16 protein-coding genes are annotated in these 16880 nt (G+C 52.9%); 7 read left to right on the top strand and 9 right to left on the bottom strand.

What is annotated here, in order from left to right:
- Positions 1-5: 5 nt before the first annotated feature.
- Both A9165_RS05550 and A9165_RS05545 read right to left on the bottom strand, forming a co-directional pair.
- Positions 6-1058, bottom strand: a complete 1053-nt coding sequence (locus A9165_RS05550) for an efflux RND transporter periplasmic adaptor subunit (protein ID WP_008607870.1) — start codon at positions 1056-1058, stop codon at positions 6-8.
- Positions 1055-1597, bottom strand: coding sequence for a TetR/AcrR family transcriptional regulator (locus tag A9165_RS05545; protein WP_065955205.1), 543 nt, complete (start codon positions 1595-1597; stop codon positions 1055-1057). Before A9165_RS05545 ends, A9165_RS05550 begins: the two co-directional genes overlap by 4 nt.
- Before the next feature lie 308 nt (positions 1598-1905).
- On the opposite strand from A9165_RS05545, the gene A9165_RS05540 reads away from it, so the two are divergent.
- The 6 genes from A9165_RS05540 (at position 1906) to A9165_RS05515 (ending at position 7621) form a co-directional block, all read left to right on the top strand.
- Complete coding sequence (locus tag A9165_RS05540) at positions 1906-2322, top strand: YccF domain-containing protein (RefSeq protein WP_008607867.1); 417 nt, start codon at positions 1906-1908, stop codon at positions 2320-2322.
- A gap of 50 nt (positions 2323-2372) precedes the next feature.
- Positions 2373-2786, top strand: coding sequence for a DUF3429 family protein (locus tag A9165_RS05535; RefSeq protein ID WP_065955204.1), 414 nt, complete (start codon positions 2373-2375; stop codon positions 2784-2786).
- Entirely contained in the window at positions 2773-3159 is a 387-nt protein-coding gene (locus tag A9165_RS05530) for a thiol-disulfide oxidoreductase DCC family protein (RefSeq protein WP_065955203.1), read from the top strand. The genes A9165_RS05535 and A9165_RS05530 overlap by 14 nt, the downstream gene beginning before the upstream one ends.
- Before the next feature lie 40 nt (positions 3160-3199).
- Positions 3200-3541 (top strand): hypothetical protein, encoded by a 342-nt coding sequence (locus A9165_RS05525; RefSeq protein WP_008607863.1) that lies wholly within the window; start codon positions 3200-3202, stop codon positions 3539-3541.
- A gap of 41 nt (positions 3542-3582) precedes the next feature.
- Complete coding sequence (locus A9165_RS05520) at positions 3583-6831, top strand: S41 family peptidase (RefSeq protein ID WP_065955202.1); 3249 nt, start codon at positions 3583-3585, stop codon at positions 6829-6831.
- A gap of 232 nt (positions 6832-7063) precedes the next feature.
- Entirely contained in the window at positions 7064-7621 is a 558-nt protein-coding gene (locus tag A9165_RS05515; RefSeq protein ID WP_065955201.1) for a TetR/AcrR family transcriptional regulator, read from the top strand.
- Between the two features lie 10 nt (positions 7622-7631).
- On the opposite strand, the gene A9165_RS05510 is transcribed toward A9165_RS05515, so the two are convergent.
- The 4 genes from A9165_RS05510 to A9165_RS05500 form a co-directional block, all read right to left on the bottom strand.
- Complete coding sequence (locus tag A9165_RS05510) at positions 7632-8504, bottom strand: DMT family transporter (protein ID WP_008983957.1); 873 nt, start codon at positions 8502-8504, stop codon at positions 7632-7634.
- Positions 8505-8729: 225 nt separating this feature from the next.
- Complete coding sequence (locus tag A9165_RS05505) at positions 8730-8996, bottom strand: hypothetical protein (RefSeq protein WP_065955200.1); 267 nt, start codon at positions 8994-8996, stop codon at positions 8730-8732.
- A gap of 9 nt (positions 8997-9005) precedes the next feature.
- Positions 9006-9149, bottom strand: coding sequence for a hypothetical protein (locus A9165_RS16885; protein WP_176714595.1), 144 nt, complete (start codon positions 9147-9149; stop codon positions 9006-9008).
- Positions 9150-9222: 73 nt separating this feature from the next.
- Positions 9223-9948, bottom strand: a complete 726-nt coding sequence (locus A9165_RS05500) for an SIMPL domain-containing protein (protein WP_065955199.1) — start codon at positions 9946-9948, stop codon at positions 9223-9225.
- 80 nt (positions 9949-10028) lie between these two features.
- Between A9165_RS05500 and A9165_RS05495 the strand changes: the two genes are divergently transcribed.
- On the top strand, positions 10029-11906 hold the full coding sequence (locus tag A9165_RS05495) for a M1 family metallopeptidase (RefSeq protein ID WP_065955198.1): 1878 nt from the start codon (positions 10029-10031) through the stop codon (positions 11904-11906).
- Between the two features lie 10 nt (positions 11907-11916).
- Here A9165_RS05495 and chrA read toward each other — a convergent pair whose 3' ends face one another.
- From chrA to arsJ, 3 genes are all read right to left on the bottom strand, one after another.
- Positions 11917-13122 (bottom strand): chromate efflux transporter, encoded by a 1206-nt coding sequence (chrA, locus tag A9165_RS05490; protein WP_065955197.1) that lies wholly within the window; start codon positions 13120-13122, stop codon positions 11917-11919.
- Between the two features lie 524 nt (positions 13123-13646).
- Positions 13647-15575 carry a S9 family peptidase gene (locus A9165_RS05485; RefSeq protein ID WP_065955196.1) on the bottom strand — a complete coding sequence of 643 codons (1929 nt, stop codon included), beginning with the start codon at positions 15573-15575 and terminating at the stop codon, positions 13647-13649.
- Positions 15576-15655: 80 nt separating this feature from the next.
- A complete protein-coding gene (gene arsJ, locus A9165_RS05480) occupies positions 15656-16879 on the bottom strand; it encodes an organoarsenical effux MFS transporter ArsJ (RefSeq protein WP_065955195.1) in 1224 nt (407 codons plus the stop codon).
- Position 16880 lies beyond the last annotated feature (1 nt).

Genomic DNA, 16880 nt, shown 5'->3' with positions numbered 1-16880 from the left:
GCTCCTTAATAGGCTACAAAGGGCTGAACTTGCTGCTCAGGTTGCAGCTGATAGATCCCGGCTGACACCACCTGCTCGCCTCGGCTTAAACCACTGATAATCTCCACCTGCTGCTCACGAATACTACCCACCTGCACCGGTACCCGCTGCACGCTTTGCGTCTGGGCCTGATAGCGCCAGACATAGAATTGGTCCGGTGTGGCGGTATCCAGCGCCGATACCGGGATCAGTACCGCACTGTTCGCCGCCACTTTTTCCGTGACGACGTTGACAGTCATACCTGGCAGTAAATTCACATCCGGCAAACGTGGCATGGCAAAGGACACCTGATAGGTCTGGGTCAGCGGATCAACCTCGGTTGCATGCTCACGGTAGGCCAGTGGATAGCGCTCAGTGGCAGACTCTGACAAGCGCACCGAAACCAGATAATCACTGGTATCCCGCACCTGGCGCATAATCTGCTCCGGCACATTGATATGTACCCGCAGCTCGGTAATATTTTGCACTCTTAATAACGGCGTGCCGGCGGCTACGGTAGCAAAGCGCTCGACAATACGCCGGGTCACCAGCGCATCGAAGGGTGCTTTCAGTTGGGTATAGTCCAGATTACGCCGGGCATTTTCCAGCGCGACCCGGGCAATCTCAAAATTGGTTTGTAACTGATCAAAAGCAGACGGTGTTAAAATCCCCTGCTCACGCAACGGCTTGCCCCGCTCTAAATCACGGCTGGCCTGCGCCAACTGCACTTCGGCTTGTTCCACTGCTAACCGGTAATCTGCCGGGTCCAGCGCGGCCAGCAATTCCCCTGCCGGAACCACCTGACCTTGCTGCACGGGTAGCTCTGTTACTCTGCCGCCAACCTGAAACGCCAGATCCACTGTACTTACGGCATCAATACGCCCGACAAAATGCCGGCTACTGGCCTGATCTTCGCCATTAACGGTATAAAGTTTCACCGTTGGCACCGCCACTGTTGCCTGCTGTGGTGCGTCCGAGCAGGCACTTAGCCCGACGACTAAACTGGCAATCCACCATGATGATTTCAGTGTCAATTTCATGCTTGCAGCTCCCGTGCCTGTTGCACTAATAATTGTTCCAAATCGATTCGCTCCTGCTCAGTGAAGGGCGAAATATGCAATAAATCATGAAAAACCAGGGCTTCGCTGGCTAAAAACAATAACAAGGCCTGAGGTGATTGCTGATGCTCGGCCAGCACCTGCTGCAACATCGCAATATTGTGTTGCTGTACCGGTTTAAGTAAGGCTGGTTGCTCAGCCGCAGCGGCCAAAATGGCCATAGCAGTATTGCCGGCAATTTGCCGGGTAAAGGAAGCTCGGGTTTGCAGCAACGCAGCCAGCGTCGATTGCTCCAGTTGCGTCTGTTGCTCGCGCCGGCAATCGGCCTCATCCAGTAAATGCTGCACCATGGCGCTAATCAGTGCCTCCTTGCTTGGAAAGTGATAGATCAAGCCCCCCTTACTGACGCCTGCCGCTTTGGCAACAGCGTCCAGAGTAACTTTGCCGGCGCCCTTATCTGCTGCAACGCTAAGCGCGGCCTGGATAATCTGGCTGACGGTGATCTGGGCCTTTTTGCTCAATATGCTACTCCTGTGTTCCGCCGGGCTGAGATTACGGCCTGGCAGGCCACCCAAAAAACCGACTGGTTGGTACAGTAAATTATTATAGAATAACTGGCTTAAACTGCAATAAGCCGGCTGAAAAATGACTATATTTTAGTTATTCTCGCTATAGGCTTGGGAAAGCAAAAAATTAAAACCAATAAAAACAACGCATTAATACCTGGCATACTATTGGCAAGTATAGCAGGGAATTAAATCACTGCTGGCAGATAGCGGCTGTCAGCGTGCGGGTTTAGCCTTATACACAGAAAAAGAAGGATAGGATGATGGGCGTACTACGGTTAGTTTTTAATATCTTCTGGTTTATTCTAGGCGGCTTTGTGATGGGGCTGGCTTGGTGGCTGATTGGGCTGATTTGTTTTATCAGTATTATCGGTATTCCATTTGGCCGCGCCTGCTTTGTGATGGGTGAACTGGCATTCTGGCCCTTTGGTCAGGACACCATCAACCGCCGCTATCTGAATAAGGCGGACGACATCGGCACTGGTGCCCTTGGTACTATGGGGAATATTATCTGGTTTGTGCTGTTTGGTATCTGGCTGGCCATTGGCCATTTGTTCCATGCTATTGTATGCTTTATCACAATCATTGGTATCCCCTTTGGTCTGCAGCATCTGAAACTGGCCGGCCTGGCAGTAGCCCCCATTGGCAAAACGGTGATTAATAAGCAGCGTCTGGTCTGATCCCGGAACCTGGCCCGGGCGTAAAAGCGGCATCTGAGTATCACTGTTGTATGCCGATGATTGCGCCTCTGGGTTATGCGGGTTTAATTCCCTTTGTCTTGTTACCATTTTGCAGCCTGCTCTGGCCTTTGCTTGCTCCCGCACAGGCCATGCTGTTGTTTCAGTTCTACAGCTGCCTGATCTTAGGTTTTATGGCTGGCGTGCTATGGCCGGTATTATATCAGGCGCCAGAGCCGTCAAGCCGGGCCCTGTGGGTAGTCAGCTTTCCGGTACTGGCAATCCTGGCGTTAGCACTGCTACCCGCATATAGCCTGCTGGCGCTCGCCCTGCTATTCGCAGCCTTAAGGTGTTATGAGGTTATCAGCGGTATTAATCAGCGCTATGCTTTGCCTTACCGTAGCCTGCGCAATCAGCTCACCTTTGTCGTAATACTGTGTCATCTGGGGTTTTATGTCGCCTACTAAGGTCAGCGCCACTGTAGATAAAAAAGTGGATAAAAAGCTGTTTTTCGATGGCAGCTGCAAATTGTGCCGGCATGAAATGAGCTGGCTGGGCCCGAAACTCAGCGGCAAAATTGAGCTGGTTGATATCAGTGCGCCCGACTTTACCGGCTTTGCCGGGGTTAAGCGCAGCGCCATGCTGGCTGAAATCCATTTGTGGGATGGCAAGCGCTTTATTACTGCCCTGCCCGCTACACTTTATTACTGGCGTTTAGCGGGTCTGCGCTTTTTACCCTGGCTTTTGAGTTTACCGCTTATTACTTCGCTGGCAAACCGGGCGTATTATTTCTGGGCGGCCCGTCGCAAAGGCTGTAGCGATGGCCAATGCGACCTTTAACCGACCAAATCTAAACAGCCCGAGCCCTGAGAGTAAATAAATGCGTCGTCCCCGTCGTGCGCCCAGCCGGGCGCAAATTCATACCGATGCCCAGCTATTGGCGCTGCACCAGCTAATTGCCGATAAGCTACTGGCTCAGCCTGAGCTGGCTGCGCCATTACTGGAAAAACTCGAGCTGCGCTATCAGAGCGGTTTAATTAAGCATTGGGGCTATATCCGCTGGTACAGTATGCTAAGTCAGCTTGATCAGCCGGAGCTGTTTCGGCGCGCCTTGCTGGAAGACAGTGAGAGTATGCGCCGGCTACGCCGCAAAACGCTGCTAACCGGTATTCTGACCGAAACCGAACGGCAACAGGTGTTAAGCCAGGAATTTTCTGGCTAAGATAAGCTAATTACTACAACAACTACTCCAAGGAACTGCTTATGCACGCTCGATCCTATCTGGCGCTGTGCTGCACGCTTGCCCTGTGCGGTACAGCTATGGCCAGTGAAGGCAGCCGGCTATTACGCCAACCCGATATTTCAGCCAATCATCTGGTATTTGTTTACGGCGGCGACCTGTGGCTGGCGAACCGTGATGGCTCGTCACCACGGCAACTGACCAATCACCCGGCGGCAGAGTTTGCGCCAAAGTTCTCACCTGACGGCAAGTGGATCGCATTTTCAGCCAGTTACGATAACAACACCGATGTCTATCTGATGCCGGTAAGCGGTGGTCCGGCACAGCGTCTAACCTGGCATCCCGGCGCCGATACCGTCAATGGCTGGAGCCCGGATGGTCGCAAGGTCTTGTTCGCCTCGAACCGCGAAGTGGCCAATAGCCGCAGCAATCAGCTGTATCAGGTCGCCGTAACCGGCGGCTATGAAGAAAAACTGATGCAGGCTGTCGCCTTCGAAGGTCAGCTGTCGGCCGATGGCAAAAAGCTGGCGTACCGCCCAAACAATATGGCGTATAGCGGCAGCAGTGGCTGGCGGCTGCATCGTGGTGGCAGCACGCCACCGATCTGGATCCTCGACCTGGAACAAGCTCAGCTGGAAAAAGTCCCCCAGCCCAATGCCAATAATTTCAACCCGTTCTGGTTACAGGATGAGGTGTACTTCTTATCTGACCGCGATAACCAGGCTGTCAATTTATTCCGCTACCGTGGTCAGCAAGTGGAACAACTTACCCAATTGCGTGATTGGGATATCCGCTCAGCAGCTGGCTTTGACAACACCGTGGTCTATGAAGCCGGTGGCTATCTGTATCAGCTGGACCTGAGCAGCGGGCAAAGCCAGCAGCTGGTAGTGCAACTGAATACCCAATCAGAGCAGCGCCGGCCACAATGGAAAGATGCCAGCAAAACCCTGACCTCTGCCCGCTTATCCGCCACTGGTCAACGTGTTTTACTTAGTGCCCGCGGTGATATTTTTACTGTGCCAGCCAAAGAAGGCTCTACCCGCAATCTGACGCAAAGCTCCGATATTCGCGAGTTTGATGCGCACTGGAGCCCGGATGGCACTAAGGTGGCGTATCTTTCTGATGCCGGTAATAAGCACCAACTGGTGATCGCCAGCCAGGATGGCAGTGGCCGGCCGCAACTGGTGGAGTTAGCGAATCCGGGCTATTACAATCTGCTCGCCTGGTCACCTGATGCTAACCTTTTGGTATATCAGGATAATCATCTTAATTTATATGCCTATGATGTGAAACGTAAACGCGAGCTGAAACTGGATACCTCCTTGCGCCGCCAGGGCTTTAGCGTCAGCTTCTCACCGGATAGCCGTTATCTGGCCTATACGGTGGTGGGGGAAAATTATTTTAGCCAAATCAAAGTGTATGACTTTACGCTGCAGCGCAGCCAGCAGCTAACGGATGGTCTAAGCCATGCTACCAGCCCGGTATTTAGCCAGGATTATCTGTACTTCGCGGCCTCGGTAAATACCGGCCCGGCTCAGGTGGGGCTGGATCTGTCGACGCGGGAGCGGCCGGTACGCTCTGCACTATATGCTGCCGTGCTCGCTGCGAATGGTAAGTCGCCGTTGTTACCGCGAAGTGATGAAGAGAGCCCGAAAGCGACGGCAACGAAAACCGAGGCCGATGATAAGGCGGCGACCGTCAAGCCGGTACAGCTGGACCTGATCGGTATTCAGGATCGGATTGTCGGCTTACCGGTTGCCGAGCGCAACTACAGCCGGCTTAGCGTCGCCAGTGATGGTGCCCTGTTCTATCTGGAACTGCCACAAAGTGGTGCCAGTAATGAGCCACCGGGCAGCGACACTCGCAACAGCGCCAGCTTGTATCGCTTTGATTTTAAAGAGCGTAAACCGGCCCTGGTGCAGCAGGGGATCAGCGACTATCAGCTGAGCGGTGATGGCAAGAAGCTACTGTTGGTGAGTTTACCAAACCGCCTGCAACTGGCGGATGCAGTAGCCAAGCCTGAACCCAAGGCGCTGGATTTAAGTCAGGTGCGCAGCTTTATCGATCCGGCAGCCGAGTGGCAACAGATCTTTAATGATGCCTGGCGGATGCAGCTGGAATATTTCTACGATCCGGCACTGCATGGTATCAACTGGCAAGGGATTTACGATAAGTATCAACCAATGCTGGCCCACGTGCAGCGGCGCGAGGATCTGAACGAAGTGCTGGTTGAGATGATTGCCGAGCTGCAGGTTGGCCATAATCGGATTGGCGGCGGCGATATCTACCAGGCTGCCAGCACCGGCGTAGGCTTGCTGGGCGCCGATTTTGAAATTGATAATAATCGCTACCGCCTGAAAACCGTCTATCAGGGTGATCGCTGGAGCCCCTTCCTGCGCGCGCCGCTGGCGACGCCTGGCGCCAGTGCCAAGGCCGGCGATTACCTGCTGGCCATTAACGGTGTCGAGCTCACTGCTGCGCAAAATATCTATCAGTTGTTAGATAATACGGCTGGCAAGCAAGTTCGCCTGACGCTGGCCGACGATGTGCGTGGCCGTAACAAACGCGATATTACTGTAGAGCCAGTGACCGATGAAAGTCAGCTAAGACTCTGGCATTGGGTAGAAAACAATCGTAAACGGGTTGAAGAAAAGACTCAGGGCCAGGTTGCCTATGTTTACCTGCCAAACACGGCCGATGGCGGTTTCTACTTCTTTAACCGGATGTTCTTTGCGCAAACCGAAAAGCCGGCGCTGATTATTGATGAGCGGAAAAATGGCGGCGGTCAGGCGGCGAACTATATCACCGAAATCCTGGCCCGGCCCTTCCTGGCTGGCTGGAAAGATCGGGCCGGCGCCGGCTTTACTACGCCGGGAGCCGGTATCTATGGCCCGAAAACCATGTTAATTGACCAGGATGCCGGCTCAGGCGGCGACTTCCTCCCCTGGGCCTTTAAACGGTTGGGATTGGGCAAAACCATAGGTACCCGTACCTGGGGGGGGCTGATTGGTATTTCGGCTAATCCAGCGATGATCGATGGCGGCTTCCATGTGGTACCCTTCTTCCGCTTCTATACGCCGGATGGCGAATGGCGGGTGGAAAATGAAGGGGTGGCGCCGGATATCGAGGTAGAGCTGGATCCGATAGCCGTCAACCGTGGCATCGATGTGCAGCTGGAGCGGGCGATTGAACATACGCTACAACAGCTAAAAGCCAACCCACCGCAAGACCACCGGCAGGCGCCAGCCATGCCAACCCGACTCGGATTATAAGCATTGGCGCTGCGTGTAAACGCAGCCTGATGACTAGGGTGTGATGACGGTTGCTGCTTGTTTTTGCAGCCCTTTGGCTGGTGTTTATACAAGGCAGAGCTTGTGATGTGTAGTTATTCTACATGAACAAGCGATAACGCAGTAGAAACGCCAGCCAAACGCTGCTGCCGGCGTTTTTTCGCCCGGCACCACTATACTTAACCGAGTATTTAAGCCGGAGCCAAAGCGACCAATGGAAGCCCCCACTAAAGCACAAATTCTCGACACCGCCTTACAGCTGGCTGCGGCCAGCAGTTGGGAACAATTGCGGCTCTGCGATATCGCCTCAGCTCTCAACTGTCCGCTCAGTGCACTCTATCAACAGATCAGCACCAAAGATCAGCTGGCCGACGCCTGGTTTGACCGTGCCGATCAACAGATGCTAAGCCACTGCTATAAGGGGCGGTCAGCAAGCGAGCGCTTATATTTGGCCATTAGCAGCTGGCTTAATGCCCTCGCCCCCTATCAACAGCAAACCGGGCAAATGTTGCTGTATAAGCTGGAACCGGGTCATTTTCATCTGCAAGCAGCAGCGCTGCTTAGGATCAGCGCGACGGTACAGTGGCTGCGTGAAGCAGCAGCACTTAGTGCCAGTGGCCTGACGCGAATTGGTCAGGAACTGGCACTAAGCGCGCTTTTTGTCGGAGTTTTTGTGTATTGGTTAAATGACCGTTCAGACGGGCAACAGCAAACACTGCAGCTGCTGCAACAAAAACTGAATGCCGGCGATAAGCTGGGCTTGTGGCGCTGATGTTGATAAGCTAATGACCGCGTCTTTGTTGCCACAGTAGATATAAACCACAGAGCATAATCACAGTGGCACCAAGCAAAACACTGCGCCCCGGATACAGTTGCCATAACGCAATATCAAAGCCAATGCCCCACAGCAGCGCTGTATACTCGAAGGGCGCGACTATTGCCGCCGGCGCAATGCGAAAGGCTTCGGTAATCGTAATTTGCCCCAGAAAGCCACAGACACCAATCAGCAGATAGACCGGCCATAGCTGCGCTTGTAACGGCTGCCAGTTCGGCAATGCCAGCGCTGTGGCACCCAGGGTTAAAAAGGTCATCAGCCAGAACACCATATTGGCAGCGCTGTCTGAGCGCGCCAGCACCCGCACCGTAATCGCCGACACGGCGTAGCAACAGGCCGCCAACAGTGCCGCTAAAGCACCTAAACTTAGCCACTGCCCGGCATCCGGTTTTAACATATAACACACCGCCGCCAGGCCAATCACCAACACCAGATACTGCCGCGGTGCCACATACTCTTTCAGCCACCAGGCCGACAGCAGGGTAATAATAAAGGGTGCCGCAAAGAAAATGGCATAAGCATCGGCCAGTGCCAGCGTTTGCAAGCTAAACACAAAGGCCCAAAGCATGGTAATACCGAGCGCAGCGCGCAGCAGATGCAACGACCAGCGGGTTTGCAGGATCTGCTTAATGGCACCACTGCTACATAACCAAATGACTACCAGCGGCCAGGCTAAGGCGCCACGCAGCGCGGTGATTTGCATCGGGCTATGATAAGCAGTCAAGGCTTTCATGCCGGCATCCATCGCCGAGAAAAACGCCACCGCCAGCAGCATAGCGATAATACCGCGCAGCGGACGATCAATCAGGGGTTGCGACATGAAGCAGGACCTTTAGCAAGCACAGCAGCAGGATAGTGAGGGCGCAGATTATACCAACTTGCTAAGGCAACTGCATCAGTGCTTTGCGCGGAGTTACGCCCGCCATACCGGAGTCGGAGTGCGGTTTAGCGTCCGCTTTAGTGCGAGATCTGATATCGCAGGTGACGACTCCGGTACGGCAAGCATACCGGAGTCGGGATAAAGTGTTATTAGGGTAGTTAAACGTCAGGAACAGCGCTGAAATGAAGAGTCATTTACCGCGAAGCCTCGCTCGGACAGCCAGTTAAATGCTTGTTGTTGGTCAGCATATACGCGGCGTTCAAAGGTCAGGGTTTTCTCAATAATCATCTTGTCCAGTTGGTAGCGCTTTACGCTGTGCGGACAATACACCTGAGCCGTCAGCACCAGGCCATTATGCAGACACCAGGTCACCAGTTCCTGCACTATCGGCTCAATATCGGGCGTACCCAACTGCCAGTCATCAAGATACACGATATGCGCCTAAGGCTGACCGGTAAGCCCGGTGGCGGCCGCTTTAAAAGCCCGACTATAATCCTCGGCCGCAAAACGATCCCAGCAGCCACGGATACAAGCCAGAACCACCCTGTTTTCAACCCAAATCTGAAACGCTTTTGCTTCGACCATTAATAGTCCCCTACCTGCCTGCGTAAAGCATAGCAGCTGAGGATCTTACTGCTTAGCGCTAACTTGATATGGCTTAAGGATTGAGCTTATAAATGACATTCACGCTTTTTTGCAACGTAATCTGTTTCGGCGCTAATAAGGCCCCGGCCATGCCGCTGTCGGCACTCATTTTCTCCATCCGGCCATAACTTACCTGGCCACCGCCAAAGCCAAAATCACCGGCCAGATTACCGAAACCGGCGTTCTCGGTGATGGCAAACACGGTGCTAAGCTTTACGCCTTGCGCCGCGGCTAAGCGATTGGCACGGGCACGGGCATCCGCGCCGGCTTTTTCACTTAGCGTTAATTCAAATTCCTCGCGTTTGCTGTGATCAAAGCTACTGTGAATAGAGAAAATCTGTGGCTGGGTAAATAGATAATCCATTACCGTCACATACTGTTCCAGATTGGTCAGCGTCAGGGTGATCGGCTGGCTGGCTTCATAACCGGTGATGGTTCTGTCCTGATAGTCTTTATACAGCGCTTCTTTATTGATCTGCGCCGCATCCAGTGCTTTCTCAGTTAAGCCTTGTGCTTGTAAAAACTTCAGTAAACTTTCGCCCTGTCGGTAGACCGCCCGGGTTGCCTGTTCGGCCGTCGCTCCGGTCTGGCGCAAGACAAAGCGGATCTGAGCTTTGTCGGGGACCACTTCCAACGTCGCCTGACCGGTGACATTGATAAACGGGAAATCAGGTAATGGACTGGCGGTGACACTGGCAGCAGCAACTAACAGACTAAAAGCGGTGGTTAATCTCAGCATGATGGTTCTTCCCTTTACATAAGTGCGACTATTACATACCTTGTTGACTGTACTTTAGCTGAATAAGAATAAGGTTTGCTATGTTACTGCGTTTTTCTGCACTATCTTGTGCGCGCGTCTCTGCACGCGCTTCCGCGCTGTGCGCACTGCTGCTCGGCGCGGGTCTGACTCAGGCCGCTGATGATGCCTATACCTACGCCAATTTACAGGATGTGAAAGTCAGCCATCTCTATCTGGATTTGGCGGTCGATTTTGAACAAAAAACCCTGACCGGTTTTGCCGATTTGACGTTAACCTGGCAAAACCAGAGCGCCAATACCGTTTACCTTGATACTCGGGACTTAATCATTAAACAGGTGTATGCCCGCCGCGCTGATGGTCAGTGGCGTAAAGTGCCCTTTAGTCTGGCTGCCGCTGAGGCGGTGCTGGGTAGTAAGCTGACGATAGAGCCGGATTTTCAAGCCGATACGCTACGTATTCACTATCAATCGCAACCGCAGGCCTCAGGCTTGCAATGGCTGAGCAAAGAACAAACCGCGGCGAAAACGCAACCCTTTATGTTTAGCCAGAATCAGGCGATTCACGCCAGAAGCTGGATCCCGATTCAGGATACGCCCGCGGTGCGCTTGACTTATAGTGCCCGCATTCAAACCGATAAAGACCTGCTGGCGGTAATGAGTGCACCAACCGCCCCCGGCGCAGCGCGTAGTGGCGATTACCGCTTTACTATGCCGCAGGCGATCCCACCCTATTTGCTGGCCATCGCCGTCGGTGATCTCGAATTTAAAGCCATGAGTGAGCAAACCGGCGTTTATGCCGAAGCTTATATTCTGGAGGCCGCCGCCAAAGAGTTCGCCAGCACGCAACAGATGATTGATGTGACTGAACAGCTATACGGTGACTATCGCTGGGGCCGTTATGATTTACTGATCTTACCGCCCAGCTTTCCGTTTGGTGGCATGGAAAACCCGGTGCTGTCTTTTATTACACCGACCGTAGTCGCTGGCGATGGCAGCCTGGTCAATCTGATTGCCCACGAGCTGGCGCATTCCTGGTCCGGCAATCTGGTCACCAACGCGACCTGGCAGGATCTGTGGTTAAACGAGGGCTTTACCTCTTATGTCGAAAACCGCATTATGGAGCAGGTGTTTGGCACCGATCGCGCCATCATGGAGCAGGCCCTGGCGGTGCAGGATCTAAAGCAGGAATTAGCCAGTATGGATCCGGACGATAGCCGGCTGTACCTCGATCTGAAAGGCCGCGATCCGGATGATGCTTTTAGTGGCGTGCCCTATACCAAGGGACAACTGTTTCTGATGTTTTTGGAAAGCCGCTTTGGCCGTGAGGTCTTTGATCCTTTCGTTAGAAAATACTTCGACGATCATGCCTTTCAAAGTATCACCACTGCCGCCTTTGAAGCTTACTTAACAGCGAATTTGCTGAATAAGTATCCCGGCAAAGTCAGTGCCGCCGAAGTGCAGGAATGGATCCATGGCCGGGGTTTACCGGCGACAGCCCCCAACCCGCAATCAGATGCCTTTGTCAGGGTACAACAACATAGCAATGCCTGGTTATCAGGTTTACGCACCCTGGATGAGCTGCCAACCACAGACTGGACAGTGCATGAGTGGCTGTACTTTATCAATAACCTGCCGCTGAGCATTAGCCCCGGCCAGTTACAGCAGCTGGATAATGGCTTTAATCTGACGCAATCGACCAATAGCGAAATTGCCCACGCCTGGTATCTGTTAGCCCTAAAAACCGGCTATCGCGAAGTGCTACCGGCACTAGAGCGCTATCTGATTAGCATCGGCCGGCGCAAACTGATCCTGCCATTGTACCGCGAGCTAGCCAAAACGCCGGATGGTTTGGCCTTTGCCCGTAAGGTCTATCAACAGGCGCGGCCAGGTTATCACCCACTGGCGCAGGGTAGTGTCGATGAGATTCTAAAGCAATAACTAGAGGGCTCTACAGCACCCTTACCATGCCAATCAAGGCGCCAGCCAGCACCAGTAACCAGGCTGGCAGGCGCCAGAATTGCAGCGCAATAAAACCCAGCAGTGCCAGCGCAAAATCAGTGGCTCCGAACACACTACTTTGCCAGATTGGCTGATATAAGGCTGACAGCAAAATGCCGGTGACACTGGCCCCCACGCCGGCCATTAAGCGACTGACGTTATTAGAAGCGCGCAGTGTTTGCCAGTACGGCAGCACCGCCGCCAATACCAGAAAAGACGGCAAAAAGATGGCCAGCAGCGCCACTACCCCACCCCAAACACCGCTTAGTTCACCATTACTGGCGGCACCTAAAAAAGCGGCAAAGGTAAACAAAGGGCCGGGTACAGCCTGCGCTGCCGCATAGCCGGCAATAAAGTTATCAGCACTGACCAGATCTGTTGGCACCACTTCGGCCTGTAACAGTGGCAACACCACATGCCCCCCGCCAAACACCAGCGCACCGGCACGGTAGAAAATATCGAACATAGTGACAACAGCACCGGGATAGAGCTGCGCCACGAGCGGTAAACCGAATAACAAGACCAGAAATAACAGACCGTAAGCCTTGGCTGCCGTACTCGACACACTAAGAGGTAAGGCAGAGGCCGCAGCGGCTGCTTCCTGCTTTAACAGAAAATAACCGAGCAGTGCACCAAGCAGGATCACCACAGGTTGCAACCAGATAACCGGAAATAACAGCAACAACACCGCACTTAGCGCCATAATGCTGACTTTTGGCACCGTACTACATAAACTTTTTGCCATCCCCCAAACCGCATGAGCGACCACAGCAACCGCCACCAGCTTTAAGCCCTGCAAGGCACCCTGCAACAGCGGGCTTTGTAACATCGCCAAACTGAGGCTAAACGCAATCAATACCCCAGCCGATGGCAACGTAAAACCAAGCCACGCCGCCAGCGCACCGCGATAACGGCCACGTAATAACCCAAGCGCTAAACCAACCTGGCTACTGGCCGGGCCGGGTAAGAACTGGCATAACGCCACCAGTTCAGCATAGTCGCGTTCAGTCAGCCATTTACGTTTTTCAACAAATTCGGTACGAAAGTAACCAAGATGCGCTACCGGCCCGCCGAAGGAGGTTAGGCCCAGTATCAGGAAAATCCGGAAGATGCTCCAGAAGTTGTTTGTCGATGTCTCAGTCATGTTTTTAATCATTGTTCCTTGCTAAATTCTGCTTGCTCGCAGATGTCATTTAAGCCCTTAGCCACACTATTTTAAACGCTACCCTTACACATAGTTACGCAGATTCAAACGCGGAGCATCCGGCGGCAAGCACACACGGAATGCTTACCACCTCGTCTTCTATCTGCTGTTCTCTATGATATTTTTCGTGATGCCTACCAGATACTATTTAAGCCCTTAGCTGCGGTAGAATTTTCGTAACAGCAGCAGGGATGCTGCAGAGGCTGAAAGGGCACAGGGATGTGATCCTTGAAGCCGGTGGAGAAAATTACTACCCTGCTAAGGGCGTTGCCCCATTCTAGCCGCTACTTTTACCCAAAATTACGCAGGTTCCAACCCGTGGCTTGCCGCCGGATGCGGCGCTCCTTGCCACTGCAGCTTCTAACTTATCACCATATCATACGCTGTAATTATGGCAGCAACATTACTTCAATCATCCGTCACCAACAAAAACGCCGCAGTAATTCGCTGCGGCGCTTTAATCAAACAACACCCCGTTACTTCAGATGCGTTTGCAGGAAACTTAAATACGCCTCCTGCGCTTTAATCCGGTTAGCTTTTACCGCAAACCCATGGCCTTCGTCCGGGAACAACACATACTCCACCGGCACATTATTAGCACGGATCGCCGCCACCATCTCATCGCTCTCAACCTGTAACACCCGCGGGTCGTTAGCGCCCTGCACGACCAATACCGGGGCTTTAATATTACCGGCATGAAACAGCGGCGAAATACGGCGTAAACGTTCACCATCAACGGCCGGATCGCCCAGCTCATCGTACAGCGACTGACGGAAACTCTCCCACCATGGTGGAATGCTCTCCAGCGTCCGAACCCAGTTGGTAACACCGAAGATATTAATACCGGCATCAAACTCATCGGTAAAGGCCAGTGCCGCCATCGTCAGGTAGCCACCATAGCTACCACCCATCACCACAATCTTGTCGCCATCAATCCAATCCAGGCTTTGCAGGTACTTTTTACCATAGACGATGTCTTGTAAGTCATCTTCACCATGCCGTTTATCATCAAGGTGAAAGAAGGTTTTGCCATAACCGGACGAACCCCGGTTATTGACACCAAACACCGCATAACCATGATTGACCAGATGCTGCATCATCGCACTGTAGCCCTGCCGCGTTTGCCCGCCCGGACCACCGTGGATCCAGATAATACCGGGGACTTTGTTGCTGCTACTGGCCTGCTTAGGTTTATACAGTAAGCCGGGAATTTCCAGGCCATCGAAACTTTTAAAGCGCTCGATCGAGCTTTGCACCAGATGCGCGGCATCCATACCCGCAGCCAGGGTTTGGGTCAGCTGTGCCACGCTATCGGTGCCCAGACGCCAGACAAATAAGTTTGACGGTGAGGTATCTGAGTTCACATAAAACACCATGGTGTTTTCATCGGCCGAGAAACTGACACCGCGTAAATCGCCGGCTGGATAAGCCGGCATTTGTAGTTTTTGCCCGTTGCTCAGATCGGTAATGGTTAACTCAGTGCGGGCATCGGCATTCACCCCCACCACCTGATAACGGCCTGATTTCGAGAAATATAGGAAGGACAGGTCCCAATCCGCCGCGCTGTAGGCACTATGCTCGGCAGTGGCAAGATCGTAACGCCAGGCCTGATTAAATTCGCCGTGGCCATTGGTACTGTAGATCAAGGCCTTGTTATCCAAAGTAAAGGTATAGGCGCCATGCTGGATATTGCCATCGGTAGGCGTAATCAACTTAGGTTCTGCTTTATCGGTCTGTAAATCGACCAGAAACAGATCGGAGTCAGAGTTAGAGTTAGTGCGGCTAAGCGCCAGATAGCGGCCATTCGGGCTTACCGCTTCTAAGTTAAAACCGGTATTGTTTTCAAACAACATGCTGCGGCTGTAGTCCACACTGCTGTATTGATACAAATCGAAAAAGCGGTTATCCCGCTCGTTGGTCATAATAAAGAAATGCACATCGTCCTGATGCCAGCCCACCATCTGCGCCTTGAGCTTGTCGCCCGGTGTTAAATCTTTGCTGCTGCCATCGGGTAGTTGCACATAAACGTGGTTTAACTCATTGCCACCCTGATCGGCGGTATATAAAAAGCGATCATCCTTAGGAAACCAACTGATACCGTTATAGGCATCGCTGGTCGATTGGGTTAACTGCGTTGGGGCGCTGCCATCTACCGGATAACGGTAGACATTAAAAATACCACTGGCATCGCTGGTTACCAGTACCGCAGTGCCGTCATGACTTAGTGAAGAGCCATAGAGGGTGGTGGTATTAAAAAAGGTTTCAGCCGAATACTGCGGCACCGTCTGACTTACCGCGGCCTGTGGTGGCAGTGGCGGAGTCGCAGTTTGTTGCTCTGCCGGTGGCGAGCAGGCCGCTAAAAAAGCGGCGCAAGATAACGCTAAAATTGAAGCAGACCAACGCATATCACTCTCCTCTTGCTGTTTTTAGTTCCAGTCCGCTTCAGTCTAGTGTAAAAAAACAACAAAAGAAAAAATTAATCTGCTCAACCCGTTACCTGTGCCGATGTCTGACAGCGCCGTAACGCCCAGGTACAAAGCACAGCACCGAGCAACAGTAACCCTGAGATCCACAAACACGCCACTAAACCATAGGCCTGAAACGCCCAGCCGGATAATAAAGTGCCGACTAAACGCCCGGCCGCGTTTGCCATATAATAAAAGCCGACATCCAGCGAGACACCGTCACGATTGGCACTGGCCACAATTAAATAGCTATGCAAACTGGAGTTAATGGCAAATACCGCACCGTAGAGCAGCAAGCCAAGCAGTAGTGCCCACAGCGGCTCGCCACTAAATAGCATCGCCAGACCGATCAGCCAGGGTAAGGCTGCCAGCACCAAAGCCCAATGCAGCGCTGTACCGGCCGCCGGTGGCGCCTTTTTACTGCTGCGGGTAAGTGCAGGCGTAAGAGCTTGTACTATGCCATAACCAATCACCCAGCAGGCTAAAAAGGCCCCGACCGCACTCTGTGACCAACCGGCGCTGCTGGCAAGATAAATAGGCAGAGCTATGACAAACCAGACATCGCGCGAGGCAAACAAACAAAACCGCGCCGCCGATAGCCAGTTTAAACTGGCACTTTTTGACAGCAACTCGGTAAATTTGGGTTTGAAACTTTTTTTCCCCAGATCCTTTTTCAGCAGCAACAAACTAAGGATCCACACCAGCAAGAGCGTAGCCGCCATCGCGGCCATTGCGCCCTGAAATCCCAGCAACGCCAGCAATAGACCACCGAGGAAAAACCCGACGCCCTTTAGCGCATTTTTGGAACCGGTTAATACCGCCACCCACTTATACAGCGCCCCTTGCGCCTCATCCGGTAGCAATAGCTTGATGGCGCTTTTCGCACTCATTTTATTCAGATCTTTGGCAATACCTGAGATCGCTTGCGCCACCATGACCCACAGTACCGTTAGCATATCCGCAGGCACTAACAACATACTGAGCGCAATAATTTGCAGAAACAAACCGATATTCATGGTCTTGTTTAAGCCGAGCCGGGCGCCGAGCCAACCGCCAGTGAGGTTAGTCACAATCCCGAAAAACTCGTAAAACAAGAATAACGAGGCAATCGCCAGCGGCGAGTAACCCAGCTGATAAAAATGCAGCACAATCAGCATGCGCAGCGCACCGTCGGTCAGCGTGAAGGCCCAGTAATTACCGGTGACAACCAGATATTGTTTAACGTCGCTGCGCATATTCATCATA

The organism is Alishewanella sp. HH-ZS (assembly GCF_001704375.1).
GTDB classification, from domain to species: Bacteria; Pseudomonadota; Gammaproteobacteria; order Enterobacterales; family Alteromonadaceae; genus Alishewanella; species Alishewanella aestuarii.
This window is presented reverse-complemented; position numbering and strand designations above follow the sequence as displayed.